At 75.3% G+C, this 26,916-nt stretch carries 29 protein-coding genes; 13 read left to right on the top strand and 16 right to left on the bottom strand.

Annotated features, from left to right (window positions below; all coding sequences use genetic code 11):
* Positions 1-127: 127 nt before the first annotated feature.
* The 3 genes from AB0C17_RS21820 (at position 128) to AB0C17_RS21810 (ending at position 1,683) form a co-directional block, all read left to right on the top strand.
* Positions 128-982, top strand: a complete 855-nt coding sequence (locus AB0C17_RS21820; protein ID WP_357480173.1) for a pentapeptide repeat-containing protein — start codon at positions 128-130, stop codon at positions 980-982.
* A gap of 99 nt (positions 983-1,081) precedes the next feature.
* A complete protein-coding gene (locus AB0C17_RS21815; protein WP_354863396.1) occupies positions 1,082-1,336 on the top strand; it encodes a preprotein translocase YidC in 255 nt (84 codons plus the stop codon).
* Between the two features lie 86 nt (positions 1,337-1,422).
* Positions 1,423-1,683: a hypothetical protein gene (locus AB0C17_RS21810; RefSeq protein WP_357480166.1), complete on the top strand. Its 261-nt coding sequence runs from the start codon at positions 1,423-1,425 to the stop codon at positions 1,681-1,683.
* Here AB0C17_RS21810 and rnhA read toward each other — a convergent pair.
* Positions 1,602-2,165 (bottom strand): ribonuclease HI, encoded by a 564-nt coding sequence (gene rnhA / locus AB0C17_RS21805; protein WP_357390047.1) that lies wholly within the window; start codon positions 2,163-2,165, stop codon positions 1,602-1,604. The genes AB0C17_RS21810 and rnhA overlap by 82 nt on opposite strands.
* 70 nt (positions 2,166-2,235) lie before the next feature.
* Here rnhA and AB0C17_RS21800 point away from each other — a divergent pair, with 70 nt between their 5' ends.
* The 5 genes from AB0C17_RS21800 (at position 2,236) to AB0C17_RS21780 (ending at position 6,672) form a co-directional block, all read left to right on the top strand.
* Positions 2,236-3,060 (top strand): tyrosine-protein phosphatase, encoded by an 825-nt coding sequence (locus AB0C17_RS21800; protein WP_357480164.1) that lies wholly within the window; start codon positions 2,236-2,238, stop codon positions 3,058-3,060.
* Between the two features lie 163 nt (positions 3,061-3,223).
* Complete coding sequence (locus tag AB0C17_RS21795; RefSeq protein WP_357480162.1) at positions 3,224-4,339, top strand: serine hydrolase domain-containing protein; 1,116 nt, start codon at positions 3,224-3,226, stop codon at positions 4,337-4,339.
* A gap of 73 nt (positions 4,340-4,412) precedes the next feature.
* Positions 4,413-4,808 (top strand): GntR family transcriptional regulator, encoded by a 396-nt coding sequence (locus tag AB0C17_RS21790; RefSeq protein ID WP_357390061.1) that lies wholly within the window; start codon positions 4,413-4,415, stop codon positions 4,806-4,808.
* On the top strand, positions 4,805-5,704 hold the full coding sequence (locus tag AB0C17_RS21785; protein ID WP_357480160.1) for an ABC transporter ATP-binding protein: 900 nt from the start codon (positions 4,805-4,807) through the stop codon (positions 5,702-5,704). Before AB0C17_RS21790 ends, AB0C17_RS21785 begins: the two co-directional genes overlap by 4 nt.
* Entirely contained in the window at positions 5,701-6,672 is a 972-nt protein-coding gene (locus AB0C17_RS21780; RefSeq protein ID WP_357480157.1) for an ABC transporter permease subunit, read from the top strand. Before AB0C17_RS21785 ends, AB0C17_RS21780 begins: the two co-directional genes overlap by 4 nt.
* A 6-nt stretch (positions 6,673-6,678) precedes the next feature.
* Here the strand turns inward: AB0C17_RS21780 and AB0C17_RS21775 are convergent, their stop codons facing one another.
* The 4 genes from AB0C17_RS21775 to AB0C17_RS21760 all read right to left on the bottom strand — a co-directional run bounded on the left by AB0C17_RS21775 (position 6,679) and on the right by AB0C17_RS21760 (position 10,173).
* Positions 6,679-7,863: a lycopene cyclase family protein gene (locus AB0C17_RS21775; protein WP_357480155.1), complete on the bottom strand. Its 1,185-nt coding sequence runs from the start codon at positions 7,861-7,863 to the stop codon at positions 6,679-6,681.
* 117 nt (positions 7,864-7,980) lie between these two features.
* Positions 7,981-9,138 (bottom strand): DUF6596 domain-containing protein, encoded by a 1,158-nt coding sequence (locus AB0C17_RS21770; RefSeq protein ID WP_357480170.1) that lies wholly within the window; start codon positions 9,136-9,138, stop codon positions 7,981-7,983.
* A gap of 8 nt (positions 9,139-9,146) precedes the next feature.
* A complete protein-coding gene (locus AB0C17_RS21765) occupies positions 9,147-9,554 on the bottom strand; it encodes a YciI family protein (protein WP_357480153.1) in 408 nt (135 codons plus the stop codon).
* Between the two features lie 202 nt (positions 9,555-9,756).
* On the bottom strand, positions 9,757-10,173 hold the full coding sequence (locus tag AB0C17_RS21760) for a DUF6069 family protein (protein ID WP_357480150.1): 417 nt from the start codon (positions 10,171-10,173) through the stop codon (positions 9,757-9,759).
* A gap of 169 nt (positions 10,174-10,342) precedes the next feature.
* Between AB0C17_RS21760 and AB0C17_RS21755 the strand changes: the two genes are divergently transcribed.
* The 4 genes from AB0C17_RS21755 to AB0C17_RS21740 all read left to right on the top strand — a co-directional run bounded on the left by AB0C17_RS21755 (position 10,343) and on the right by AB0C17_RS21740 (position 13,551).
* A complete protein-coding gene (locus AB0C17_RS21755; RefSeq protein WP_357480147.1) occupies positions 10,343-11,446 on the top strand; it encodes a histidine kinase in 1,104 nt (367 codons plus the stop codon).
* A complete protein-coding gene (locus AB0C17_RS21750; protein WP_357390028.1) occupies positions 11,443-12,111 on the top strand; it encodes a response regulator transcription factor in 669 nt (222 codons plus the stop codon). The genes AB0C17_RS21755 and AB0C17_RS21750 overlap by 4 nt, the downstream gene beginning before the upstream one ends.
* A 242-nt stretch (positions 12,112-12,353) precedes the next feature.
* Complete coding sequence (locus tag AB0C17_RS21745) at positions 12,354-12,836, top strand: hypothetical protein (protein ID WP_357480144.1); 483 nt, start codon at positions 12,354-12,356, stop codon at positions 12,834-12,836.
* Between the two features lie 73 nt (positions 12,837-12,909).
* Positions 12,910-13,551: a class F sortase gene (locus AB0C17_RS21740; protein ID WP_357480142.1), complete on the top strand. Its 642-nt coding sequence runs from the start codon at positions 12,910-12,912 to the stop codon at positions 13,549-13,551.
* Between the two features lie 3 nt (positions 13,552-13,554).
* Here the strand turns inward: AB0C17_RS21740 and AB0C17_RS21735 are convergent, their stop codons facing one another.
* Positions 13,555-14,556, bottom strand: a complete 1,002-nt coding sequence (locus AB0C17_RS21735; RefSeq protein ID WP_357390022.1) for an aminoglycoside phosphotransferase family protein — start codon at positions 14,554-14,556, stop codon at positions 13,555-13,557.
* A 78-nt stretch (positions 14,557-14,634) separates the two neighbouring features.
* Positions 14,635-15,315 (bottom strand): tyrosine-protein phosphatase, encoded by a 681-nt coding sequence (locus tag AB0C17_RS21730; protein ID WP_357480140.1) that lies wholly within the window; start codon positions 15,313-15,315, stop codon positions 14,635-14,637.
* A gap of 100 nt (positions 15,316-15,415) precedes the next feature.
* On the opposite strand from AB0C17_RS21730, the gene AB0C17_RS21725 reads away from it, so the two are divergent.
* Positions 15,416-15,832 carry a YchJ family metal-binding protein gene (locus AB0C17_RS21725; protein ID WP_357480137.1) on the top strand — a complete coding sequence of 139 codons (417 nt, stop codon included), beginning with the start codon at positions 15,416-15,418 and terminating at the stop codon, positions 15,830-15,832.
* 72 nt (positions 15,833-15,904) lie between these two features.
* Here AB0C17_RS21725 and AB0C17_RS21720 read toward each other — a convergent pair whose 3' ends face one another.
* From AB0C17_RS21720 to AB0C17_RS21680, 9 genes are all read right to left on the bottom strand, one after another.
* Positions 15,905-16,294: a DUF2267 domain-containing protein gene (locus AB0C17_RS21720; protein ID WP_357471537.1), complete on the bottom strand. Its 390-nt coding sequence runs from the start codon at positions 16,292-16,294 to the stop codon at positions 15,905-15,907.
* A gap of 88 nt (positions 16,295-16,382) precedes the next feature.
* Positions 16,383-18,245, bottom strand: coding sequence for a transketolase (locus AB0C17_RS21715; protein ID WP_357480134.1), 1,863 nt, complete (start codon positions 18,243-18,245; stop codon positions 16,383-16,385).
* A gap of 80 nt (positions 18,246-18,325) precedes the next feature.
* Positions 18,326-19,540, bottom strand: coding sequence for an MFS transporter (locus AB0C17_RS21710; RefSeq protein WP_357480131.1), 1,215 nt, complete (start codon positions 19,538-19,540; stop codon positions 18,326-18,328).
* Positions 19,541-19,743: 203 nt separating this feature from the next.
* A complete protein-coding gene (locus AB0C17_RS21705) occupies positions 19,744-20,769 on the bottom strand; it encodes a hypothetical protein (RefSeq protein ID WP_357480129.1) in 1,026 nt (341 codons plus the stop codon).
* Positions 20,770-20,842: 73 nt separating this feature from the next.
* Entirely contained in the window at positions 20,843-22,069 is a 1,227-nt protein-coding gene (locus AB0C17_RS21700; protein ID WP_357480126.1) for a hypothetical protein, read from the bottom strand.
* 54 nt (positions 22,070-22,123) lie between these two features.
* Positions 22,124-23,743: a serine/threonine-protein kinase gene (locus AB0C17_RS21695; RefSeq protein WP_357480124.1), complete on the bottom strand. Its 1,620-nt coding sequence runs from the start codon at positions 23,741-23,743 to the stop codon at positions 22,124-22,126.
* Between the two features lie 291 nt (positions 23,744-24,034).
* Complete coding sequence (locus AB0C17_RS21690) at positions 24,035-25,822, bottom strand: hypothetical protein (protein ID WP_357390004.1); 1,788 nt, start codon at positions 25,820-25,822, stop codon at positions 24,035-24,037.
* A 42-nt stretch (positions 25,823-25,864) separates the two neighbouring features.
* Complete coding sequence (locus AB0C17_RS21685) at positions 25,865-26,305, bottom strand: DUF4395 domain-containing protein (RefSeq protein WP_357390002.1); 441 nt, start codon at positions 26,303-26,305, stop codon at positions 25,865-25,867.
* Positions 26,306-26,419: 114 nt separating this feature from the next.
* Positions 26,420-26,869 (bottom strand): thioredoxin family protein, encoded by a 450-nt coding sequence (locus tag AB0C17_RS21680; RefSeq protein WP_357390000.1) that lies wholly within the window; start codon positions 26,867-26,869, stop codon positions 26,420-26,422.
* Positions 26,870-26,916: the final 47 nt, after the last annotated feature.

The raw sequence follows: 26,916 nt of genomic DNA, 5'->3' as shown, positions 1-26,916 counted from the left end.
CATGAGGTTGACGGGGCTCCCGGCCCGGCTTGTCGCCGTCAACCTCATGATCGACGGGGTGGGGTGAGGTGGGCTGGGGACGGTGGGTGGGGAGAATGGGCGGGTGTTCGGAGGGGGAACTGTGGGGGTGCGCGTGGTGGGCGGGCGGGAGTTGCGGGCGGACTGCTCGCGCTGCGCCGGGGTGTGCTGCGTCGCGCCGGCGTTCACCGCGTCGGCCGACTTCGCCATCGACAAGCCGGCCGGGCGGCCCTGCCCGAACCTGGGCGCCGACTTCCGCTGCGGCATCCACACCGAGCTGCGCCAACGCGGCTTCCCCGGCTGCACCGTCTTCGACTGTTTCGGCGCCGGTCAGCACCTCACCCAGCACACGTTCGCCGGCCGTGACTGGCGGGCCGACCCGGCCACCGCACAGCGGATGTTCGACAGCTTCGCCGTGCTGCGCCCGCTGCACGAGCTGCTGTGGTACCTGACCGAGGCGGTACGCCTGACCCCGCCCGGCCCGCTGCGCGGCGAGCTGACCGCCGCGCTCGACGAGACCGCCCGGCTCACCGACGGCACCCCTGACGACCTGCTCGACCTCGACGTCGACGCGCACCGGGACCGGGCCAACCGCCTGCTGTCCCGCGCCGCCGAACAGGCCCGCGCCGGACGGGCCGGCCCGGACCGCCGGGGCGCGCTGCTGATCGGTGTGGACCTGCGCCGTACCCCGCTGGCCGGCGCGAACCTGCGCGGCGCCTGCCTGATCGGCGCCGACCTGCGGGGCGTACGCCTCGGCGCCGCCGACCTGACCGGCGCGGACCTGCGCGGGGCCGACCTGCGCGGCACGGACCTGGGCGAGTGCCTGTTCACCCACCAGTCGCAGCTCGACGCCGCACGCGGCGACCGCCGCACCGTCCTGCCGCCGGGGCTACGCCGCCCGGCCCACTGGTCCCTGACCCTGACTTCGGCCCGCCCCCAGCCACGCCGCCCCCGCCCCCGCTGACGCCACCCCGGCCCGCCCGCTCCCGGCCGGGGTGGGGTTTGGTGGGGGTGGGGTGGGGTAGGCGGCGCGGACGACGACCGATCGACGGGAGGGGCACCGGTGGGGTATCGGGCACGCGACGGTGAGGAGCCGGTCGACCCGGCGCACGCCGAGGACGAGGCCGGGCAGGTTCCGCTGGTGCAGACGGCCGCGGACACCGACGTGCCGGCGCCCGCCCCCGGCACGCCGAAACCGGACGAGGTGACCGAGGACGACGGATCCGGCATGGCGGGCGGCGCCTCCGGCAGCAGCTCGGGCGGCTCCTCGATGCCGACCCACCCGGACGCGGCCCGCGGGCCGGACGCCGCCCGCTGAACAGGCACCCCCACCACGGACGAGGCCACCGAACGGACCCGGGCCACTCGACGTTTGCCGTCACCCGCTGCGGGCAGGAGTGCGACATGACCAGTGAAGAGTCCTTCGGCCGCGCGGCCGGCGACGAGCCCGACGGCGCGACCGCGTACGAGGCGTCCCTGCGCCCGCCGGGCGAGTCCCTGCACACCACAGACGACACCGGTGACGACTTCGCCGACCTGCCCGCCGAGGAGCGGCGCTCGGCACGGGAGGTCAGCCGGGCCGGTTACGACGTCGCTGCGGTCTCCGGCGCCGGCGACCCGTCCGAGGAGCCGGAGGAGATCGAGGAGGGTCGGCCGCTGCGCTGACGCGCGCGCGGGGTGGCGGCCACACCGCCCCGCGCCTCGGTCATGCCCCGGTTCGCCAGCGCGTCGGCGCGTTCGTTCTCCGGGTGCCCGTTGTGGCCCTTCACCCACAGCCAGGTCACGTCGTGCCGGGCGCAGGCCGCTTCCAGCGCCTGCCACAGGTCGGCGTTCTTCACCGGCTGCTTCGCGGCGGTCAGCCAGCCGTTGCGCTTCCACGCGTTCAGCCAGCCGGTGATGCCGTTGCGCACGTACGTGCTGTCGGTGTGCAGCCGTACCGTGACCGGGCGGGTCAGGCTCTCCAGCGCGCGGATGGCGGCGGTCAGCTCCATCCGGTTGTTCGTGGTCGGGGTGGCCTCGCCGCCGCAGAGTTCCCGCTCGTGCCCGCCCCAGCGCAGCACCGCACCCCAGCCGCCGGGCCCGGGATTGCCGCTGCACGCGCCGTCGGTCCAGATCTCCACGACCCGGCCGGTCTCCGCCTCCGCCATGCCCGGCAACCTACCGGGTACGCGGGCGCGCGGGACCACCAGACCCGCCGCGCCCGGCTACCGTGCGGCCATGACCACTCCCCCCGGCTTCGCCACGCTCTGCAACTTCCGTGACCTCGGTGGCTGGCGGACCGGCGACGGCCGCACCGTCGCCCGGGGCCGGCTCTACCGCTCCGACTCGCTGGCCAAGCTCGCCGGTGACGATCTGGAACGGTTCGCGGCGCTCGGTGTCCGCACCGTGATCGACCTGCGGTACCCGTGGGAGATCACCGACCGGGGCCGGGCGCCGGAGAGCCTCGGCGTGACCTGGCACAACCTGAGCATCGAGCACCGGCCGTACGTGCAGGCCGACATCGATCCCGACGTGGACCCGTGGCGCTACCTGGCCGACCGGTACGCCGAGGTGGCCGAGGACGGCGTGGCCGAACTGCGGCAGGCGCTGGAGGTGATCGCGTACGGCGAGCTGCCGCTGGTGTTCCACTGCGCCTCCGGCAAGGACCGCACCGGGCTGCTCGCCGCGCTGGTGCTGGCCCTGCTCGGCGTGGACGACGAGCAGATCGCGACCGACTTCGCGCGCACCGAGCAGGCCACCGACCGGCTGGTGGCCGAGTGGCGGGACCGCAACGGCGGCGCGACGCCGGGCTGGCCCGCGTACGGACGGGCGCCCGCCGACATCATCCGGCTGGTGCTGGCCGATCTGCGGGCCGCACACGGCTCGCCGCACGGCTACGTGACCGGTCGGCTCGGTGTCGGCGAGGAGACCATCGCCGCGCTGCGCGCCCGGCTGCTCACCGGCGACGCCAGCCCCCTGGCCGCCCAGGGCACCCCTGGCAGCGCGAGCCCGCTGCCTGCCCAGGGCACCACCGGCGGTACGCCGACCGCGGTCACCCGCTGAGCATCGCCTGATGGTCGCCGGCACCGGGATCCCCCGGCGACCCGCCGCGAACGAGCACGCGGTGACGCCGGGCGAACCGGCGCCACCGTGGCGGCGCGAATCGGACGGCCGACGGCGAAAAGCAGACGACGCCGTCGCCCCCGGTCTGGCACGCTGCGAGATCGTGGACACGCGGTGGGACGGCCTGCGGGCCGAGGTGCGGGCGACGATCGGTGAGCTGGTCTCCTCGGGCCGGGAGGCCGGGGTGCAGGTGGCCGCGTACCTGGACGGCGTCGCGATAGTCACCGAGCAGGCCGGGCTGGCCGACACCACGTCGGGCCGGCCCATGTCCGCCGACACGCCCGTGCACGCGGTCTCCACCGGCAAGGGACTCACCGCCACTGTGGTGCACGTGCTGGCCGAGCGGGGCCGCCTCGACTACGACCTGCCACTCGCGGCGGTGTGGCCGGAGTTCGCCCGCCACGGCAAGGACGGCATCACGCTGCGGCACGTGCTCACCCACACCGCCGGCCTGCCCGCGCTGCCCGCCGGCGTCACCCCGGAGGACTTCACCGACTGGACGCGCATGTGCGCGCTGCTGGCCGACGCGCGGCCGCTGTGGACACCCGGCGAACGGCTGGCGTACCACGCCTGGACGTGGGGCTGGCTGCTCGGCGAGGTGGTCCGGCGGGTCACCGGCCTGCCGGTCTCGCGGGTGCTCGCCGACGAGGTGGCCGGGCCGCTCGGCGTGGACCGGGAACTGTTCCTCGGCGTGCCCGAGGCGGACCTGCCCCGGCTGGCCCGGCTGGAGGACGCCGGGCTGTCCGCGCTGATGACCTGGGCCGGGGCCAACCTGCCGCACTTCGACGCGGTCGCCCCGCCCGCGGTACGCCCGGACACCGTCATCGGCTCCCGCCCCGACGTGCTGCGCGCCGACGTGCCGTCGGTCGGCACGATGAGCGCCCGCGCGGTGGCCCGGATGTACGCGGCGCTGCTCGGCCCGGTCGACGGGGTGCGGCTGGTCTCCGCCGAGCGGATGCGGGAGGTGTCCGCACCGGCGGTACGCGCGCAGGAGTGGGTGTTCGGGCAGGAGAGCGCGTTCGGCCTCGGGTACGCGGTCGAGGACGACGGATCGTTCGGCACCGCCGGCAGTGGCGGCAGCCTCGCGTTCGCGTACCCGGAACTGGGGTTGACGGTGGCGGCGTTGCGCAACCGGCTCGGCGCGGGCGACGGCGACCCGATGGAGCGACTGCGGACGCTGGTGCGCGACCGCGTCGCCGAGGCGACCGGCCACCGATAGGGCCACGGAGGACTCCGCCCACGCGACCCTCCTGCTTTACTATGGTCCTAGTAAAGCAGTGAAGGGGCTGACCGTGTTCGTCTTCCGGCTCGACACCCACTCCGGCGTGCCGCCGTACCTGCAACTCGTCCAGCAGGTCCGCCAGGCGGTGCTGCTGGGCTTCCTCCAACCCGGCGACCGCCTCCCGCTCATCCGCGAGGTCGTCGAGGACCTGGCGATCAATCCGAACACCGTCGCCAAGGCGTACCGGCAGATGGAGCAGGAGGGACTGGTCACCGGCCGGCCCGGCCAGGGCACCTTCGTCACCGAGCGGCAGTCGGCCGCGATGTCGGCGGCGACGTACACGTCGCTGCGCCGCGGCCTGGAGACCTGGCTGCGCCGCGCCTACGCGGCCGGCCTCGACGAACAGGCGGTCGACGCGTTGTTCACCTCCGTCCACCAGCAGACGAGGAACGAGGACGTGGCGTGACGGCGACCGGGTTCGCGCTGCGCACCGACGGTCTGGGCAAGCGGTACCGGAAGGGCTGGGCGCTGCGCGACTGCACAGTGGCCCTGCCGGCGGGCGGCGTGATCGCCCTGGTCGGGCCGAACGGCGCGGGCAAGACCACGCTGCTGCGCCTGGTCGTCGGGCTGCTGGCACCGAGCACCGGCACTGTGCAGGTCCTCGGCCACGACGTCACGGACAGCACCCCGCGGACTCTGGCCCGGGTCGGGTTCCTGGCCCAGGACCACCCGCTGTACAAGCGCTTCACCGTCGCCGAGATGCTCCGCTTCGGCCGGGCCTGCAACATGCGGTTCGACAGCGGGCTGGCCGAGCGCCGGCTGGCGAGGCTGGGCATCCCGCTCGACCGCAGGGCCGGTGCGCTCTCCGGCGGGCAGCAGGCCCAGGTCGCGTTGGCGCTGGCCCTGGCGAAGCGGCCCGACCTGCTCGTCCTCGACGAACCGGTGGCCAGCCTCGACCCGCTGGCCCGGCACGAGTTCCTCCAGGTCCTCATGGGCTCGGTGGCCGAGGGCGGGGTGACAGTCCTGTTCTCCTCCCACGTCGTACACGAACTGGAGCGCGTCTGCGACCACCTGGTCGTGCTCAACCAGGGCCGGGTCACGCTCACTGGCGACATCGACACCCTCCTCGCCGAGCACCGGCTGCTCGTCGGCCCGCGCACGGCCCACGACCCCGACCGGTCCGGCGCCGTCGTGGAGGCCGTCCACAGCGACCGGCACACCACCCTTCTGGTACGCGACGGCGGGCTCCCCGCCGCGCCCGGGTGGCAGGCCCGGCCGGTCGCGCTGGAGGACCTGGTGCTGGCGTACCTGCGCCGGCCGTCCGAGCCGGACGCCGCGCTCACGCCGGAGGTGACGGCATGACGTGGCTGATCTGGCGTCAGCACCGGAGCGAGGTCTGCGTCCTGGGTCTGCTCGTCGGCCTGTTCGGCGTCGCCCTCATCGTGCTCGGGACGCAGGCCCACGACCTGTTCCCCGGCGGTCCCGCCCGGTGCGCGGGGCAGGCCGGCGTCGACGGGGCCTGCGCGGCCGCCTTCCGCCGGCTCGACGAGCAGTACGGCTACGTCGAGAACCTCCTGGCGGCCTTCTACCTGGTCCCCGTCGTCATCGGCGCGTTCCTCGGCGCGCCGCTGCTCGCGCGCGAACTGGAGGACGGCACCTGGCAGCTCGCCTGGACACAGGCCGTGCCGCGGATGCGCTGGCTGGCGGCCAAGCTCGCGGCGCTGGCCGGCGTGACCGTCGCGCTCACCGGGATGTTCACCGCTGTGCTCACCTGGTTCCGTCAGCCGTTCGACGCGTGGGAGGGGCGGTTCCAGTACGACGCCTTCGACCTGGAGGGCCTCGTCCCGGTGGCGTACGCGCTGTTCGCCTTCGGCGTCGCCACCGCCGCGGGGGCGATCCTGCGGCGCAGCCTGCCCGCGTCCGGCGTCGCCTTCGGGGCGTTCCTCGCCGCCCGGATGTCGGTGGCGCTGCTGGCCCGCCCCGCGTACGCCACGCCGCTCACCGCCATGACGCCGGTGCGGTCCGGCGGCGCGCAGGAGCAGGCGGGGCAGCGGCCCGGCATCGCCGACTGGGTGATCGAACACGGCTACGCGGACGCCACCGGGCGCAGGCTGAGCCGGACCGAGTACGACGAACTGGCAGGCGCCGCCGACCGGGCCGGCACCAACCTCAACCAGTTCCTGCACGCGCGCGGCATCCAGCGGTTCGGCGTCTACCACCCCGCCGACCGGTTCTGGACGTTCCAGCTCATCGAGGCGGCAGTGTTCGTCGCCGTCGCGGCGATCCTGATCGGCGTGGTGGTGTGGCGGGTACGGCGCCGGATGATCTAGTGCGGGCTAGCGGCGCAGCCGGGCACGCAGCCGGCCGGCCGCGTCACCGAGCACCGCGCCGGTCATCGGCAGCAGCGGGCTGGACCGCATCACCGCCAGATCCTCCGCCGGGCTGGTGACGCCGTCGAGGAACCGCAGCACCCGCTCCGGCGGGTTGCGGTCGAACAGCCGCTCGAAGAACTCCACCCCGCCGACGTGCCCCCGGTCCAGCGCCCGCAGTGCCACCGCGTCCATCCACAGGTGCCGGCCCGGGTACGCGGGCGCCGGGACCGGCGGGCGGCCGGCGGCGAGCGCCAGTGCCACCTGGTCGGCCTGGCGCAGCATCGCGGAGAACGTGAATCCGGTGGACGGGCGGGTCGCGCCACCGCCGGTGCCCAGCCGCACCACGCGCGGACTCGGGCGGGACTCGAACGGGCCGTCGGTCATCGGGATCACGCCGTCCTCGACCTCCCGCACCCGCAGCGCGGTCAGGTCCAGACCGAGCAGGCCGGCGTACCCGCGCAGCGCCGCGTCGTAGCCTGCGTCGTCGAGCAGTTCCGGCCCGAACTCGGTGTACTCGACCAGCGCGAACCGGTCGTCGACAGGCAGCACGTACCCGAAGGACACCCCGCGCTGCGGCTGCGGCGTGCGGAAGTCCATCAGCACCGCCCGCTGCGGATCGAACGTCGGCCGGTCGGCGGCCAGCCACCAGCCCCGGAAGTGCTGCAACCAGCTCGTGCGCCCCGGCCGCTTCGGCCGCCGGGGCCGCGAGTCGAGCACCCAGCCGGCCCGCACCAGGTCCCGCCCGTCCGGGTCACGGACCGTCACCCGCTCGCCGTCGTCACGCAGCTCCCCCGCCGGGACGCTGATCCGCACCGCGTCCAGCCGCCGCTCGGCCTCGGCAGCCCGGTCGTAGACCGGGGCGGAGCGGAGCATGGCGTACCGCAGGGGGTCGAGCGTCAGGACGCGGCGCCCGGCGGGCGTGACCACGTCGACCTGCGACCAGCTCGCGCTCAGCAGCGGGTCCAGGTCGTCGCCGGGCAGGCCCCAGAACGCCCAGGTGCGGTCCTGGCCGCGCTTGTGCACCGGGTCGACCACCGCGACCCGCAGCCCGGTCACGCCGTGCCGGTCCAGCGCGGCCAGGACCAGGGACGCGGCACCGCCGCCGCCGACCAGCGCGAGGTCGACGTCGACCGGGAGGGATGCGTGCATCAGGCCACGCTGCCACATCGGCCGGCGCCGCCACCGGCCGACCCGCGCTCACCCCCATCCGCAGACAGGCGGCGAGGTCGTCGGCGAGCCGGGCCAGAACCCGCGTCCGCGTCCCGCTCATCCGTCGGCCCGCGCCGGGCGGCGGCTGTTGAGGCGAGCCGCCTGCCGGTTCAGGTGGTCGCGTTCGGCCAGGCTGGACGCCCGGCGGGCCGCCTCCGCGTAGAGGCGCGCCGCCCGGTCCGGGTCGCCGTCGCGTTCGTGCAGGTACGCGGCCACCGCCGTGTACCGGGGCAGCGAGTCGTCGAGGGCGGCGAGCGCCGCCAGCCCGGCGCGCGGGCCGTCCGCCTCGCCGACGGCCACCGCCCGGTTGAGCCGGGCGATCGGGCTGCCGGTCAGGCGGACCAGCTCGTCGTACCACTCGACGATCTGCACCCAGTCGGTCTCGGCGGCGGTGGGCGCGTCGGCGTGCAGCGCCGCGACGGCGGCCTGGGCCTGGAACTCGCCCAGCCGGTCCCGGGACAGGGCGGTCTGGAGGATGCCCACACCCTCGGCGATCAGCACGGTGTCCCACCGGCTGCGGTCCTGCTCGGCCAGCGGCACCAGGCTGCCGTCGGGCGCGGTCCGCCCGGCCCGGCGCGCGTGGTGCAGCAGCATGAGCGCGAGCAGCCCGGCCACCTCCGGGTGGTCGATCGCGGCGGCGAGCTGCCGGGTGAGCCGGATCGCCTCGGCCGCCAGGTCCACGTCGCCGGAGTAGCCCTCGTTGAACACCAGGTACAGCACCCGCAGCACGGTGGCGACGTCACCGTGCTGATCGAAGCGCACGCCGGAGACGGTGCGCTTGGCGCGGCTGATCCGCTGCGCCATGGTGGCCTCCGGCACCAGGTACGCCCGCGCGATCTGCCGGGTGGTGAGCCCGCCGACGGCGCGCAGCGTCAACGCGACGGCCGACGGCGGGCTCAGCGACGGGTGCGCGCAGAGGAAGTAGAGCTGGAGCGTGTCGTCCACGGCGGACACCGGGCCGGGCGGCGGCTCCTCCTCGACGAGGTCCTCGCGCCGGCGCCGGGCGGCGTCGGCGCGGGCCGCGTCCAGGAACCGCCGCCACGCCACTGTGACCAGCCAGCCGCGCGGATCGCGGGGCTGGTCGGACGGCCAGACGCGCAGCGCCTCGACGAGCGCGTCCTGCACGGCGTCCTCGGCCGCCGCGAAGTCGGCTCCGCGGCGGACGAGGACGCCGAGCACGCCCGGGATGAGGCTGCGGAGCGCGACCTCGTCCATCGGACGGATCACTCGGTGATGGTGGGCGGCGCGGTCAGGAACGGGCGCAGCTCCAGCCACTCGTGGATCGGCTTGCCGCCCTGGCCGGGCGCGGCCGACAGCTCCGCGGCCAGTACGAGCGCGCGCTCGTAGCTGTCCACGTCGATCACCATCCAGCCGGCGATGAGGTCCTTCGTCTCGGCGAACGGGCCGTCGGTCACCGGCGGGCGTCCCTCGCCGTCGTAGCGGACGAACGTGCCCTCCGGGGCGAGCGCCTGCCCGTCGACGTACTCGCCGCTCTCCTGGAGCCGCGCCGCGAACTCCTGCATGTAGCGCACGTGCGCGGAGATCTCCTCCGGCGTCCACTTGTCGATCATCGGCATGTCGGTGACCGGGGTCGGGCCGCCGCGGTAGTGCTTCAGGAGCAGGTACTTCATCGGTGTCTCCTCGTGGAGGGTGCGACCCATTCTGGCCGCGTTCACCCCGGGGACGGAGCAGGCGTTGCGTTCTCGACATCGGTGGCGGAGGGATTTCGGGCGTCACATCGCGCAGGGCGTCCTAGGAGGCTAGTTCTGACGGGGTCCGGGCCGCCTGCCCCCGTCGCGGCGGTCCGGACCCCGTCGGCGGATCGGCTGGCCGTCAGCGGCCGACGGTGCGGCGCAGGCCGGTGATCAGCACCGCGCCCACGACCAGGTGAAGCGCCACCAGCGTCAGCTTCGCCGCGCCGCCCACTCCCCCGCCCAGCGGCCCGAGCAGGGACACCAGCAGCACCAGCACCGCGACCACCGTCCAGGCGCTCCGGGCCCGGCCGGTGAGCCGCTCCAGCACGGCCAGCAGCGCCCAGCCGGCCAGCCCGGCGAGCAGCGTGCTCACCACCACGGCCACCGGGGTCACCCGCTGGTCCGTGGAGCCGCTGCGCGCGATCAACTCCACCCCCGCGACTGGTACCGCGACCACCCAGCCCAGCAGCGCGGCGGCGGTGGCCGCGAGCACCGTCAGCAGACGGTCCCGGCGGCGATTCGGGCGAGCGGCGACGGTCGGGATCGTGGTCTCCATCGGTGACTCCTCCACATCGGTACGACTGCCGGAAACGCTAGGTCCGGCGGGCCGCCGTACGGATCGGGCCGCGGAGCGGTTCCCGGCTCCGTCGCCGGACCGACCACCGGCCCGGATCTCCGTCTGGCGACCGATGAGAAACGGCGGGCCGGCGGCCTAGCATCCGGACATGAAGTGCGCGCCCCGGCCCCGGTTCCTGCTGCTGCTCGACGGCGGCATCGCCACCGTGAGCCTCGCCGTGTGCCTGCTCGCGCTGCTGGCCTCCGACGCCGGACCGGACACGACCGGCGCGACAGCCGTCGCGGTCGGGCTCGCCGTCGCGCAGGCCAGCTGTCTGCTGTGGATCCGGCGCCACCCGGGGTACGCCGTCGGCGTCGCCGCGCTGGCCGGCCTCGGCCTGGAGGCGCTCTGCCCGCAGCTCGGCTGGCTCGGCCTGGTCGCGGTGCCGCTGGCGTACGTGGCCCGGCTGCGCCCGCCCCGGTACTCGCTCGTGGCGCTCGGGCTGCTGCTGGCGCCGACGCCGTGGAAGCTGGTCACCGGCGGCTGGCGGGACCTGCTGCTCGCGGTGACCGCGCTGGCCCTGGCCTGGGCGCTCGGCGAGTTGCAGCGGGCTCAGGCGCAGCGGCGCTGCGCCTGGGAGCGGCACGTGCTCGCGGCCGAGCGGGAACGCATCTCCCGGGAACTGCACGACGTGGTCGCGCATCACGTCGCTGTCATCGCGGTGCAGGCCGCCGCCGCCGAGGACGTGTTCGACACACAGCCGGCCCAGGCGCGGGCCGCGCTCGGCGCGATCGACGCGGCGGCCCGGTCGGCGCTCACCGAACTGCGGGCCATGCTGCACGCGCTCGCCCTCGACGACGGGTCCGGACAGGACGGACCGCAGCCGGGACTGGCGCAGCTCGACGCGCTCGCCGACGCGGTACGCGCGGTCGGCCTGCCGGTGACGTTGCACCGGGAGGGCGACGGCGAGGCGCTGCCCGGCGGGGTGCAGCTGTCGGCGTACCGGATCGTGCAGGAGTCGCTGACGAACGCGCTGCGCCACGGGCACGCCACCCGCGCCGACGTGGACGTCCACTACCGCGACGGCGTCCTGCGGCTGGAGGTCGTCAACGACGGCCCGGCGCCCGCCCGCCGGCCCGGAACGCCCGCCGGGCGCGGCATCGTCGGCATGCGGGAGCGGGCCCGGCTGCTCGGCGGCACGCTCGACGCCGGCCCGCTGCCGGCCGGCGGGTTCCGGGTCCACGCACGGCTGCCGGTCGGGGTGACCGGGTGACGGTGCGGGTGGTGATCGCCGACGACCAGGAGCTGATCCGCGCCGGACTGCGCACGGTGCTCGACGCGCGGCCCGACCTCACAGTGGTCGGCGAGGCCGCCGACGGCGTCGAGGCGGTGACGGTGGCGACCCGCACCCGGCCGGACGTGGTGCTGATGGACGTCCGGATGCCCCGGCGCGACGGCATCGCCGCCACCCGGGACCTGGTGGCCGCCGGCAACCCGGCGCGAGTGGTCATGCTGACCACGTTCGACCTGGACGAGCACGTCTACGCCGCGCTGCGCGCCGGGGCCAGCGCGTTCCTGCTCAAGGACACCCGCCCGGCCGACCTCGCCGAGGCGGTACGCGTGGTGGCCCGGGGGGAGGCGCTGCTCGCGCCCACAGTGACCCGGCGGCTGCTGGACCGGTACGCCGACCGGCTGCCCGCGCCCGCGCCTGTCGCCGACGCGCTCGCCGTGCTGACCGCCCGCGAGCGGGAGGTGCTGACGCTCACCGCGCGGGCACTGTCCAATGCGGAGATCGCCGCCCGGCTGCACCTGAGCACCGCCACCGTGAAGACGCACGTCTCGGCGATCCTGACCAAGCTGGGCCTGCGCGACCGGATCCAGGCGGTGGTGCTCGCGTACGACACCGGACTGGTCCGGCCGGAGCCACCGGTCCGGTAGCCGGCGAACCGGACACCGGCCCCAGACGTGCCGGACCGGGCTGTTCCGCCGTCCGGCCTGGCCCGGCATGTCCGCCGTCTCGCGGCGGCAGGGAGCACACCGGACGGCAACGAAGATTTCTCAATTACCCCCAGTGACCGCCGCAACCCTCCTAGTGTTGGCCACACCGGTGCTCGTCACGGAGTTGGCCACCCGAACGACGTCCCACGCCTACAGCGGACGAAAAGTGAGGGAAGACGCGGATGAAGGCACAGTCATTTCTCGGATCGGCGGCGTTCGGCGTGGGCCTCGGCGCACTGCTGCTCCCGGCCGCCGCGCTGGCGGACACCAGGGTCTCACCCGCCACCACCCCGGTCGGCGGCACCGTCGTACTGACCACCACGTGCAACCCGAACGCCGGTGACGCGATCTTCCGGGTCACCGGCCCGGACCGGGACCAGAACGTCAGGTCCACCACCGCGGCCGCGGGCGGCGGCCTGAGCGCCGAACTGTTCACCGCCGGGTTCACGCTCGGCACGTACACCGTCGCCACCACGTGCGGCGACGGCAGCGACGGCGGCAGCGCCACGTTCACCGTCACCCCGATCGGCGGCGCGCAGGCCGGTGGCGGCGGACGCGACGGCGACACCGGCGTGCTCGTCGCCGGCGGCGTGCTGGCCGCCGGGGCGCTCGCCGGCGGCGCGTACGCGGTCGTCCGCCGGCGCCGCGCGGACGCCACGGCCTGACCGGCTCGCCGAGCGGCCCACCCGCGCCGGACGTCCCGGCGCGGGCGCCGCGTCCCTGTCGGACGGAGGTGGGATGCTGTCGGAGTCGCAGCGGCGGGCGCGTCTGCGCACCGTCGTTCTGGTCACCGCCGTCACGCTCGCCGCAGCCACCGGCGCCGGACTGGTCTCGGCCGGGCTCGGCAGCACGTCGACGCCGCCACCGCAGCCCGGCGTATCCGCCGCGCCCGCCACCGAACGCCCCGGTACGGCCGGCCCGGCACTGCCCCGGTCCACGCCGGTCCGGGTCTCCATCCCGCGCATCGGCGTGGACGCCGAGGTCGTCCCGGTCGCCACCGACGCCGACGGCGCGCTGGAGGTGCCGCCGCTGGAACGGCCGGAGGTCACCGGCTGGTACCACCCCGGTCCCGCCCCCGGCCAGGCCGGCAACGCGGTGCTGGTCGGGCACGTCGACTCGCAGCACGGCCCGGCGGTCTTCTTCGACCTCGGGCGGCTGCGCGGCGGCGACACGATCCGGGTGCTGCGGGCCGACGGCCGGACCGCGACGTTCACTGTGGACGGCGTCGGCGCGTACCCGAAGGAGCGCTTCCCCACCGCGCGGGTCTACGGCGGCGACGCGGCGGCCCGGCTGCGGCTGATCACGTGCGGCGGGCGGTTCGACCCGGGTACCGGCAGCTACCCGGACAACATCGTCGTCTTCGCCACCGCGACCCGGTGAGGCTCAGCCGGCCAGGTCGGCCAGTTCCGCGCCGAGCAGCTTCGCCAGCAGCTCCACCCGGCCGGGATCGTTGCCGGCGGTGATGTTCCGGCTGGGCATCTCGACAGTCATCAGCAGATAGAGGTAGAGCCGGTAGAGCCCGAGCCGCCGCCGCGCCCCGGCGTCGAGCGGGAACGGCGCCGCCGCCCGGTAGGCGCGTACCAGCGGGTCGTCCGGCTCGTCCTCGGCGCGGCGGAACAGCAGCGGCGACACCAGGTCCATCAGCGGGTCGCCCCACAGGTACCGCTCGCCGTCGACCAGGCCGCTCAGTCGCGGCGTGCCGTCCGGGCCGTCGACGGCGAGCACGTTCCCGGCCCAGCCGTCGAAGTGCAGCAGCGCCGGGCGGCGGACCGCGTCGAGCACCGTCGCGTGCCGGGCCACCAGTTCCCGGATCCGGGACGCGGGCACCGGCAGCGGCACGGCCCAGTCCGCCGAGTCGGCGAGCATGTCGTCCACCATCGCCGTGTACGCGTCCCGCCACGTCGCGCCGGAGGCCCGGTCGCCGTCGTAGCCGTACCGCTCGCCGGTGACGGCGTGCAGCGCGGCGAGCGCGCGCCCGAACTCCGCGCGCAGCGGCCCGACGTCCGCGCCGGCCCGGGTCAGGTCCCAGAGGGTACGACCTGGCAGCCGCGCCATCAGCAGCCAGTCGCCCAGCTCGGGGTCGGTGCCGTGGTGCAGCAGCGCCGGCGTCGGCACCCCCGGCGCGCGGCCGGCTACCAGGCGCAGGTAGTGCGCCTCCGCGCCGATCATGTCGCGCTCGTAGCGCAGCAGCGGCACGTGCGGCGGCGGACCGACCTTGAGCACCACCTCGCGGCCGTCGGTGAGGCGTACCCACCAGACGGCGGCGAACCCGCCCCCGGTCAGCGGGCCGCAGCCGGCCACCTCGGCGCCGGATCCGAGCGAGGCGGTCAGGTAGCGGCGGACCTGATCGGGGTCGAGGACACGCTGAGTCGGACTCACACTCATGAACCGGGGAGCGTAGTGCCTGCGTCGTGGGCGCAGCGATCGTGAAGACGTGCGGCACCGGCCGGCGGGACGACCGGTTCAGGCAAGAACCCCCCGCAGGGCCTCCAGTTCGGCCTCGGTGGCGCCGGCAGCCTGGAGATAGGCGGAGACCGAGCCGTGGTGGCTGCGGATCCACACCATGGCATGAAGCAGGTGCGCTGCGGTCACCGGGCGGGTGCCGTGTCCGATCGCCGCGCCGGCCGGCGATCCGGTGAGGCCCAGAGCGGCGTTCGAGCGCAGGAAGTCCTGGGTGACCTCCGCATCGGAAGCATTCAGGAGAGTCTGGATGACGGCGACGACGACTCCGGTGCGGTCCTTGCCGGAGGCGCAGTGGACCAGGGCAGGTAGCGCACCGGGGGTGATGAGCTGCCGGATGATCGCGACGGTGGCACGACCGGCCTGCTCAGCCATGTACGGGTACAGCGCCACCTGGTCGTCCGGCCAGCTCTGCTCGGTGAACACCGGAAAGTGCCACTGCTCGACGTCGAGACCCGCGCACCGGTCCGGCCGGTCGGCCACCTCTCGGATGCTGCGGAGGTCGATGACCGTGCGTAGCCCGAGATCCTCCAGCTCCCGGGCGCCCTCGGGCGTCAGGAGATGCAGGGCGCCAGAGCGATACAGGACCCCACGGCGCAACGATCCGACGCCGCCCGCGTCGCGGAAGTTCCGGACGCCGGAACCGCCGGTGGTGGCGTCGGCCGTGGCCCCACGAGTGATCATGGAGGCGACTATACGAGGTGCACCCTCTCACCCTGTCCCGTCCGGGATATCCCGGCCTACCGGCGGCGAGGGCGATCGTGGTGTGGGAGAGAATCGCCGGATGGCGAGACGGAAGGCGCGCGAGGGCGCGGGTGAGCGTCCGGCGGCCTGCCCGTGTGGCACCGGCCGGCCGTACGCGGACTGCTGCGGCCCGGTGCACCGGGGCGAGGCGACGGCGGCGACAGCGGAGGCGCTGATGCGGTCCCGGTTCAGCGCGTTCGCGCTCGGCGACGCCGCCTACCTGCGGCACAGCTGGCACTCCACCACCCGGCCCGACCGGCTGGAGCTGGATCCGGGCACCCGCTGGACCCGGCTGGAGATCGTGGAGACCGGGCAGGGCGGGCTGTTCGACAGCGCCGGTACGGTCCGGTTCCGGGCGCACTACCGCGAGGGCGGGCAGGCGGGCGTGCTGGCCGAGCACAGCCGCTTCGCCCGCGAGGACGGCCGCTGGGTCTACTTGGACGCGCTGCCGCAGTGACGCCGCACGGTCGGCTGTTAACAAGGGGCCCTTCCTCTACCGGAGGCGTTAAGAGGGGGCCCTTCCTTTCGCCTAGGCGGGGCGCGGGGCGGGCTGAGCGAGTTCGGCGATCTCCCGGGGCAGCTGGGACAGCGCCCGGTTGAACTGGGCGGGCCCGATCACCCGGTGCAGGGCCTGCAACACCGCCCGGGCGCCACGCTCGGCGTCGGACGGTGTCGCGCCGGAGCGTTCGGCGACCCGGCGCAGGAACTCGTCGTACCCGAAGACCTCGGGATCGTCGACCCGGGCGCGTGCCAGCAGCGGACGCAACTCGTGCGCGACGTGCGCGGACAGGTCGTCGGCCTCGCCGCCGCTGATCCGCTCGGCGAGCGTGCGCAGTGTCGCCTCGGTCAGCGCGCGGGCCGTCTCCACCGGCACGCCGGCGCGGGCGGAAACCCGCGCGTAGAACTCCGGTTCGGCCATCGCCCGTCCTCCCGTCGCACCGACAGCGTGGCTACCCGCCGCCGGCCCCGGCAAACACCACCCCGCGCCGCCGGGGGCGAGCACCGGCTCAGGCCAGGGCCCGGGCCGCCGAGACGATCGCGCCGACGCCGATGCCGGCCCGGTCGAGCTGCTGGGCGGGGGTGCCGGAGCCGGGCAGCCCGCGTACCGCCAGGTGGTTGACCCGGGCCGGTTCGCCCAGGTCGGCCAGCGCCTCCAGCACCGCGGAGCCCAGCCCGCCCTCCGGGTAGTGGTCCTCGACCACGACGAGCCGCCCGCCGGTCTCCACCACCGCCTCGGCGAGGCGCTGCCGGTCCACCGGCTTGATCGAGTACAGGTCGATCACCCGGGCCTCGATGCCCTCGCGGGTCAGCTCGTCGGCGGCGGCGAGGCAGAGGTGCACCGTCACGCCGGTGCCGAGCAGCGCCACGTCCCCGCCGTCACGCGGCATCCGGCTGCCGCCGATCGGGAACGGCTCGGCGTCGTCGTAGAGCACCGGGTACGCGCCGCGCGTCGTCCGCAGGTAGCTGACCCCCGGGTGGTCGGGCAGCTGGGCGACCAGGGCCGCGCAGGAGACCGCGTCGGCCGGGCACAGCACCGTGGAGCCGGGGACCGCGCGCAGCGCCGCGATGTCCTCCAGCCCCATCTGGGACGGGCCGTCCGGGCCGATCTCCACCCCGGCGTGCGAGCCGACGAGCGCGATGTCGGCGCGGGAGACGCCGGCCATCCGGATGAAGTCGTACGCCCGGGACCAGAACGCGGCGAACGTCGCGGCGAACGGCCGGTAGCCGCGCACCGCCAGGCCCACCGCCGCGGCGGCGAGCTGCTGCTCGGCGATGAACATCTGGAAGAACCGATCCGGGTACGCGGCGGCGAAGCGTTCCGCCCGGGTGGAGTCGCTGACCTCGCCGTCGAGCGCTACCACGTCGGGCCGGGCGGCCCCGAGGGCGCGCAGCGCGTCGCCGTACGCGTCCCGCGTGGCGACCTTCGTCCCGCGCTCGTACCGGGGCAGTTCCGGCTGCCCGTGCCCGGCCGCTGCGGTGCGCGGCGCGGGTGGTGGTTTCGGTCCGGCGACCCGGATGCGCCAGGGGCCGCCGAGCGCCCGGACGGCCCGGTCGGCCAGCTCCGAGTCGAACGGCTTGCCGTGCCAGGCCGGGTCGTTCTCCACCTCGGGCACGCCCCTGCCCTTGACCGTGCGGGCCAGCACCACTGTCGGCCCGGTGGCGTCGCGTGCCTGCCCGTACGCCTCGTCGATCGCGCCGAGGTCGTGGCCGTCCACGACGATCGCCTGGCAGCCGAACGCCTCGACGCGCCGCCGGTAGGTGTCCAGGTCCCACTCCAGCTCGGTGGGGCCGCGCTGGCCGAACCGGTTGACGTCCACGATCGTGGTGAGGTTGCGCAGCCCGTAGTGGCCGGCCTTGTCCAGCGCCTCCCACACCGATCCCTCGGCGGTCTCGCTGTCGCCGCAGAGCACCCAGACGTGCGCGGGCGAGCGGTCGAGGTACTGGGCGGCCAGCGCCACCCCGACGCCGACCGGCAGGCCCTGCCCGAGCGAGCCGGTGGCCACGTCCACCCAGGGCAGCACCGGCGTCGGGTGACCCTGCAGGCGCGAGCCGGCCCGCCGGTACGTCTCCAGCAGCTCCTGCTCGCTGATCGCGCCGGTGGCCCGGAACACCGCGTACAGCAGTGGCGAGGCGTGCCCCTTGGAGAAGATCAGGTGGTCGTTGCCGGGGTTGTCGGGGTAGGACCAGTCGTAGCGCAGGTGCCGGGCGACCAGCACGGCGAGCAGGTCGGCGGCGGACAGGCTGGACGTGGGGTGCCCGGAGCCGGCCATCGTGCTGCACCTGATGGCGTCCACCCGCAGCTGGGCGGCCAGTTCGGCCAGCCCGGTCAGCTCCTCGTCGCGCAGTGTGCGCTCTGCTTCCAACGTCACCGCGATCGTCTCCCGGGGTCGCCGAATTTCCGGACCAACGCTAGGCCGCGAACGCGACCATTGGTCCCCTTTCTGGCGATTCACGCCCGACCGGTGAGCAGCCAGAGCGCCACCAGCAGGTACGGCAGGACCGCGACCGCGAAGGCCGCCGGGTTGCCCACGGCGCCGGCGAGCAGCCCGTACCCGCCGTAGAAGGCGACGACTGTCAGATCGGTGGCCATCCCGGCCAGCGAGGTGACCGTGGCCCGGGCCGACCCGGCGATCCGGGCCTGGAGCCGCACGTCGGCGAGCACGGTGGCCAGCTGGAACGCGGCGAACGCGGCCGCCAGCAGCAGGAACCCGGCCGGGTGCCGCAGCAGCGCCCCGGCCGCCGTCGCCGTCGCCGCGAACACCAGCAGACCGGCGTACCCCCGGTGGGTCAGCCGCTCGCCCAGCGGCGCCAGCAGCCCGCCCACCGTCATCCCGGCCCACACCACCAGGAGCAGCAGCGGTACGCCCGCCTCGGCCGTGCCGGTGTCGGCGGCCAGCAGCCCGGTGTACTCGTCGAGCCCGCCCCAGATCGCGGTGACGGCCGCGACCAGCAGCACGGCGGCGCGGACGCGGCGGTCGGCCCGCACCTCGGCCAGTCCGAGCCGCAGGCTGTCCAGCCAGCCGGGCTCGTCGTCACCCGGCTTCTCCCCCGGCCCGACGCCCGGCGGCGCCGCGGCGGGTGGTGGGCGGTGTTCCGGGAAGCGGGCCGCGACGGCCGCCGCCAGCAGGCACGTCGCCACGCTCGCCGCGCCGACGGCGAGGTAGCCGCCGAGCGCGAACACCGGCCCGGCGAGCACCCCGGACCCGACCGCGCCGAGCACCTCGGCGGTGCGGGTCCGGCCGATCAGCCGGGCGTACCGGTCGGTGGCGCCGAGGCGTTCCAGCTCGGTGAAGACGAGTGCCTCCAGCGCCCCGGAGCGCAGCGCGCCACCGGCGCCCCAGAGCAGGAAGCCGACGGCGAACGCCGGATAGGACGGCAGCAGCACCCAGAGCGCGAACCCGGCGGCGGCCAGCAGCGGCGCCAGGCAGAGCAGCAGGCGGCGCGACACCGCGTCGGCCCACACGCCGGAGGGCACCTCCAGCAGGATGCCGGCGGCCGCCCAGAGCACGAACAGCGAGGAGATCTGCCCGACCGACAGCCCGGTGTCGGCGAACACCAGCACGTAGAGCGGGTAGAGCAGGACGAGGTCGGTGAGGAACGCGTACCCGTAGAGCGTCGCCGCCAGGCGGCGGGTAGCGGGCACGCGGGCCGGAGCGACGAGCATGGAACCTTCCCACGGGACGTGACGGACACCGGTCGCAATGCACGGCGTCCGCGGCGGCCCGCGGCCTCGTCGCTCAGGAAGGCATCAACATCGCCAGGTCATGCCGGAATCCTATCTGCCGCGAGGCGCCCGGGTGGTCCCCGGCGGGCACGAGATCGGGGCGGGACCGTGCGGTCCCGCCCCGATTCGTCGCCGCTGTCGGGTCAGCGGCGGAACTTCTCCACGTCGGCCTGCGGAATGACCATGGTGGCCTCGCTGTCCGCGGCCTGCTCGGCGGTCGGCTGGCGCGGCGTGGCCGGCTGGGTGCGCTCGGAGTCGGCGTACGCCGGAATGTGCTGCGTGGCCTCCGCGCCCGCCTGCGACGGCACCGGCTCGGTGGGGTCCGCACCGGTGGCGGCCGGGGCCGACGGGGTGGCCGGGTACGCCGGGACCGGCTGGGTGCGGTCCGCCTCGGCGTCGCGGCTCACCGGCTGGGTCAGCTCCGAGTCCGCGTACGGGCCGGAGGCCGCGAGGCGGGCCTCGACGTCACGCCGGCCGGCCTGGTAGGCGCGGGCGTGCGTGGCGATGGTGCGCGACTCCTCCTCGGCCCGGGTCAGCCAGTTCTCCCAGCGGCTCTGCATCGGCCGGACCAGCCCGCCGCCGACGCCGACGACCAGGATGCCGCCGATGGTGGCGAGCACCGCGATCAGCACCGGGGTGGTGACCGTGGTGGCGACGCCGATCTGGTTGAGCGCGGCAATGACACCGAGACCCAGGATGAACACCGAGGCGAGGTTCGCCAGCACCCGGCCGTACGAGAGGCCGCCGAGCGCGCTGGAGATGATGTCCTTCACCGCGCGGGCGATGGCCGCCGCGACCACCACGATGACGATGGCGACGAACGCCCGGGGCAGCCAGGCGATCACGCCGGCGATCAGGTCGGAGATGGGGTTCGGGCCCCAGATGCCGAACGCGAGCTGGAGCGTGACCAGCAGCACCCCGTAGTAGGCGAGCTTGGCGACGATGTCGCTGGCGTCGTACTTGGAGCGGGCCAGCGCGGTCTTGATCCCGCCGCGCTCGACGGCGCGGTCGAAGTGGACCCGCTCCAGCACCTTGTCGACGAGCTTGAGCACGGCCTTGGCGATCAGCCAGCCGGCGACCAGGATCGCGATGAACGCGACCGCCTTGGGCAGGAACAGCATTACCGAACGGAACGCGTCGCCCACCGCGTCCCCGAAGTTGTCTCTCATCGAAGGGCCTCCACGTACGTGGTCCAGGTTTGTTCGGGTGGGGCTACCCGGACCCGCGCGCGGGGAAACGCGGTCAGCCGCCCGGGCAGCGGTAGACGACCCGGGTGCTGGCCTGCGTCGGCGCCGGTTCGATGATGTTGACGGTGGCGATCGCGGCGGTCGCCCCGACCCCGCTGAACGTCCACTTGAGCGTGAGGGCGGCGGTCTGCTGCCCGCTGCCGACCCGTTCGGTGAGCACGGCGCCGGGCGGCACGCCGGTGCGGAACCACTGGTAGCGGATCGTCCCGCCGCGCCCGTTGGTGCGCACCGTGGCGACCACGTCGACTGTCACGTCGCAGGCCACCCCGGCCGGCCGGGACACCGCGACGGTGACCCCCTCGACCTCCAGCGGATGCAACCGCTGCCACAGGTAGAGGCCGGCCGCCAGCAGCAGCGCCGCGGTGAGCAGCGTGGACAGCACCGAGACGACGCGTCGCCAGACCGGACGCGTGCGGATCGGGGGCGCGGTGGGCCACTGCGGCGCGGGCGGCGGCGTCGCCGGCACGCCCGGACCGAAGCGCAGCTCGCCACCCGGAGCCGGCCCGCCACTCACCGCCCGCGCGTCGCCGGTCCGATCCGGGTACGCCCCGCCGTCCGTCGCCGCCGTCCCGGAGTGGTGCCCCCGAGGCGGCCCGCCGGTGGGTTGCCAGGAGGCGGTGGGCTGCCATGATGCGGTCGGTTCCGCGCCGGGACGCCCCGTCGGGCGCGGGTAGACGGTGGCCTGCCCGGTCGCGTTTCCGGCTGGCGGGCGCATCTGGACCGTCGCCTCGCCCGCGTCGTCTGCCCGGCCTGGGCGCACGTGCACGGTCTGCTCGGCATCGGGCGGCGTCGGCGTGGCCGGGGCGGCGAGGTCTGCGGTGCGGTCGTCCCCGCCGGGGATCGCCGTCAGGTGGACCGTGGGTTCGGCGGTCGGTGGCTGGTCACCCGCCGCCCCGGGGAGGTGGACGGTGGGCTCCGACCTGCCGGTCGCCGCCGGGGTGTCGACGGCGAGCCGGACGGTCGGCTCCGCGTTGTCGATTACCAGCACGGTTGTCGGCTCGGCACCGCCGGCGGGCGGCTCCGCCCGCTCCACGACGAGCGGCACTGTCGGCTCCGCTTTCTCGGCGGTCTGCTCCGCCCGCGTGACGGCGAGCGGGACCGTCGAGTCGGCGTCGGCTCGCGGCCGGACCAGGTCGACGGTGGGCTCGGCGGTGTCCGCGTCACCGGTGATCGGCAGGGCGCGGGTGGGCAGCGCCTCGGTGGGCTCGTCGGGGCGGGTCACGCGGAGGTTCCCCGGGACGGGCTGCGGTGCGGGACGGTGGGCACTGTCGTACTCCTAGCCGGGGGTGCAGTCGTGGTAGAGCGTCACATACACAGGTGACGCCGAGGTGGTCGTGTTGCCGGCGGCGTCGGCGGCGGTGACCCGGACGGGGATCCGGGTGCTGCTCCTGGGCGTGGACAGCGGGCCGAGCGTGCCGGTGAACACGCCGCGCCCGGTGGCGGACATCCGGATCGTGCCGGTGGCGCCGTCGAGGGTGTAGCCGAAGGTGACGGTGAGCGCGGCCGCGCCACTGCGGTCGTCGGTGACGGTGGCGGTGACGGTGCTGCTCTTGGCGCCGTAGGGGCAGCCCTTCGGGTCCAGCTCCCCCGGGTCGGCGCGTACGCCGTCCACGACCGGCGCTGTCACGTCCGGCGGCGGGCTGGTGCTGCGCGACGCGCTGGGGGTGGGCGTGCCGGTACGGGTCGGCGTTCCGGTCCGGTCCGGCGTGGGCGGTGGCGGCGCGGCGGCCGCGGTGGCCGGGCCGGGTGTCGGCGACGGGCTGGGTGTCTCGGAGCCGGTCGGGTCCGGTGCGGGCGTGCCGGCGGCGGTGGCGGGAGCAGCGCTCGCCGGGCCGGTGGGACCGGCGGCGGAGGTGCCGTCGTTGGCGGCGTAGCTGTAGCCGGCGCCACCGGCCAGGGCGGCGGCGACCAGGGTGCCGGCGGCCAGAGCGGTACGGGCGCGGCCCTGACGGAACCGTCCGCCCCGGCCGGTGGTCGTGCCGAGTTCGGTGTGCGCGACGGCGGTGGCGCCCCCGGCCCGCTCGGGGAACGGCCACAGCGCGGCGAGCAGCGCGGCCCGCCGGGCGAGCTCCCGCAGCCCGCGTTCCTCCCAGTCGGGGCCGTACCCGATGCCGGCGACCCGTTCCAGCAGGTCCAGGAACGCCTCGGCGGTCGGCGGGCGATCGTCGGGGCGTTTGGCCATGCCGTGGCGCAGCAGCTCGTGCACCGGCGGGGGCGCCGCCTCGGCGGGGATCGGTGCGCCGGCGTGCTGGTCGCGCAGGGAGAGCAGGTCCGGCCCCTGGTACGGGGGCCGGCCGGTGAGGCACTCGAAGAACGTGGCGGTGGCGGCGTAGACGTCGCACGCCGGGCTGGCCGGGGCGCCGGTCCACTGCTCGGGGGCCATGTAGCGGGGCGTGCCGGAGACAGTGGCGCCGGAGCCCTGGCCGATCGGCATGGCGATGCCGAAGTCGGCGAGCTTGCTCAGCCCGGTGCCGGTGACCAGGACGTTCTCCGGCTTGTAGTCACGGTGCACGACTCCGTGGGCGTGCGCGGCGGCCAGGCCGGCGAGCGAGCCCTTGAGGACGCAGAGCGCGGCCTCGGGCGTGGTCGGGCCGTGTTCGCGAAGCATCTGGCGCAGCGAGACCCCGTCGACCAGCTCCATCACGATGGCCGCGCCGTGCGGGCTCTCCACGTACTCGTAGAGGCGGCTGACGTGCGGGTCGTCGATCTCGCCGAGCAGCCGGGCCTCGGTGCGGAACGCGGTCCGGAACGCCGAGTCCGCGCCCAGGTCGCGGACCAGGTACTTGATCGCGACCGGGGTGCCGGTCGGGTCGTGGGTGGCGAGCACGACGCTGCCCGACGCGCCGGCGCCGAGCCGGCGGACCGGCGTGTATCCGGACAGTTCCCAGCCGCTCATGCGACAGACTCCACGGCGTCCCACGGGCGGATGTCGGGTGCCGCCTCGGTCGTCATTCTCACCGCGCCACGGCCGTCGGCCATCGCCGCAACGGCTGCTTCCGGACGCCGGTCGGCGCCCGGTTCCCGGTACGGCGCGGCACCGCACGGCAGTTGGTCGTTATCGGACACACCGCCACGAGTACCACACCCCGGCAACCACCCTCACCTCGTTGATCATGAAGTTGGCCGGGGACAAAGAGGACGGAGATCGCCGCCACCTTCATGGTCGACGGGCTGGGACCGGGGGCGGTCAGAAGCGGCGGGCTGGGGGGATGCCTGCGGGTGGAGGGGTGCGGAGCAGCCAGAGGGGGTTGCTCGCGCCTACTATCTCCCCGTCGCGGTCGCGGATCTGGGTACGCACGTACGTGCCGGCGCCGACGCGCACCGGCAGGTCGTGCCAGCCCTGCCGCAACTGCCGCCAGGCAACCTGCCCGACCCGGACAGCCGGTGTCGGGTCCGCGACACCGGCCCGGTCGACCGCGCCGGTGACCGTCTCCAGCGTGGCCCCGGCCGGCAGGTCGGTGGCGCGCAGCCGCACCGTGACGGCCTCCTCGGCGAGCACGGCGAGGGCGCCCATGGCGCTGCGGCCACCCAGTTCCAGGTCCAGCGCGCCCCGGTAGCCGGCCAGGTCGGCGAACCACGCCTGCCCGGCGCGCAGCGCCGCGACCAGGTCGTCCCGGCCGGTCGAGGCCGCCCAGACCGATGTGACGTTCCGGTCCCGGCCGGCCCGCCAGTCGGTGCCGTCGTGGTCGTCGGTGACTCCCACGGCGGTGAGCGGGATCGCGTTGCGGGCCGCCACGTCGTACGCCCACAGGTGGTCCTCGACCGGTCTCCGGCCGATCTCGATCAGGTCGACGCCGAGCGCGTCGCGGCTCACCAGCAGCCGGGCCAGCGACTCGCGGCGCTCCGCGTCCAGCGGGTGGTTCCAGCAGACCACGCCGCCGTGCGAGTGCAGGAACTCCACCATCCTCTCGGTGGCGTCGACGTCGTTGTCCCGGTACGGCGGGGACGGGAAGCGCGGCAGCGTGCCGTCACCGCCGAACCAGTTGAGGTGCCGCACCATGGACACCTCGTACGCGCGGTGGTGGGTGACGCCGGGATACGCGCCGTCGTAGCCGCGCAGCACCTCGGCGCGCAGTTCCTCGCCCGCCTGCCCGGCGCGGCGGGCCCGGTCGAAGACGAGCCGGTCCACCAGGTACGCGCCGCGCGCGCCACCGGCCACCGTCACGCCGAGGCGCAGCCCGCGCAGCGAGTTGTCCCCGGCGACCAGGTCCGGCCAGAGCCGACGTACGTCGGCGAGCAGGTCGAACGTGTGCCGCCGCCAGGCGCCGGCCGGGGCGGGCAGTTCCACAGTGCCGTGCCGGCCGTCGACCGTGTGCCGGGTCGTGTCCACGCCGCCGAGGCGGTAGCGCAGCACGAGCTGCCCGGCGGGCCGGCCGGTTCCGGCCGGGTGGTGCGAGAGCGCCAGCTCCACGGTGAGCGTGGCGTCCCGGCCGGCCGCCTCGGGGCGTACGTCGAGGTGCAGTGTGGTGTCGGAGATGTTTGAGGTGTGCGTCCAGTTCCACGCCTTGCCCGCGTACCAGTGGGTGCCGGCACCGGCGGCGGTGAGGCGCAGCGCGCGGCCCGGGCCGTCGGGGGCGTCCGGCACGTCCACGAAGTCGGCGGCCGGGGCGGACAGGCGCCCCTCGGTGGCCGGCTGCCAGGTCCAGGCCAGGCCGCCCTCGCGTTCCTCCGGCCCGTCGAAGTGGACGACGCGGCGGTGGTCGTGGGCGGCGACCCGGAAGTCGTGGTCGGTCCACCAGAGCACGTCGACGCCGTTGCGGCGGGCCTGGTCGAGGTGGGCGGCGTAGCTGGCCACGCCCTCGCTGAACGAGGCGTGCAGGTGCATCGCCATGCTGACCGGCCGCCGGCCGCGCGGCGGGGGCGGCGGCCTGTCGCTGGTGGCGGCCAGCCCGACCGGCACGCCGATCCCGGCGACCGCCAGCCCGCCCGCGGCGACGAGCAGGCTACGCCGGTCCAGCCGTCCACGACCCGCCATGCCACTCCCCCATCCCGCCGGGGCCAGCGTACGTGCGGAACATCAGCGCGGGGGTACCGCCACCCGGGCGGCGAGCGGGCGCCCGGCCAGCCGCCGGATCGCCAGGTACGCCTCGCAGCCGAGGCAGAGCCCGAACGCGGCGTTTCCGAAGGCAGCGGCCAGCGCGGCGCCGGTGGCGGACAGGCCGAGCGCGGGCAGCCCGGCGAACCAGCCGGCCGCGCCGACGACACTGAAGGCCAGGCCGACGACCTGGGCGAAACGCACCGGCGCGACCGGCTCCAGCTCCGCCGGCGGGTCCAGCCGGGGCGCCACCAGGGCGCGGAACAGCAGACCGTACGGCCCGAGGCGCGGGTTCAGGGCGGTGAGCGCGAACACGACGGCCTGGGCGAGCAGGAGCAGCCCGGAGCCGGTGACGAGGACGAGCGCGAGGACGGCTGTGGTGAGGACGGCGGCGAAGCGCGGTCCCCGGGGGTCGAGCAGCATGGGGTCGGTCCGTTCGTGCGGGGGCGGTCGGTCAGGCGGGACGCGCCGCCGCACAGAGGCTCGTGGCGAGCCGCCCGTGGTCCACCACCCGGCGGCGGGTCAGCCGTACGCCGGTCATCGCCCGGCTCCGACGGTGAGCGCGGCGGTCAGGTCGTCGCGGTCGGGCACGCCCGCTGCCCGGCGCACCACGCGGCCGGCCGCGTCCACCACCAGCACGGTCGGGGTACGCCACACGTCCAGTTCCCGGGCCGCGTCGAGGTGTTCGTCCACGCCGACCTCCAGCACGGTCACGCCGTCGTGGCGGGCGGCGACGTCGGCGAGCACCCGGCGGGCGGCCCGGCAGGGCGCGCAGACCGGGGCGGAGAACTGCACCAGCGTGACCTCGCCGGGGCGTACCCCGAGGGCGGTGAGGGTGGCCCGGTGCGGCGCCCCGGCAGCGGTCGATGGGCGATTCCGGACGGCGCGCAGCCGCCCGTCGTGGCGGCGGCGCCACCAGCCGAACGCGGTGGCGGCCGCGAGCACCGCGAGGAGCACGACGATCCCGGCCGGGCTGGGCGACTGCATCGGCCCAGGCTGCCACGGCAGGTAGCGGAAGGACATGGTCCGTCCCG

It is taken from the genome of Micromonospora sp. NPDC048887, assembly GCF_040649715.1.
In the GTDB taxonomy this organism is placed as follows: Bacteria; Actinomycetota; Actinomycetes; order Mycobacteriales; family Micromonosporaceae; genus Micromonospora.
The sequence above is the reverse complement of the archived record's forward strand: the minus strand, read 5'-3'. Positions and strand labels throughout refer to the sequence as shown.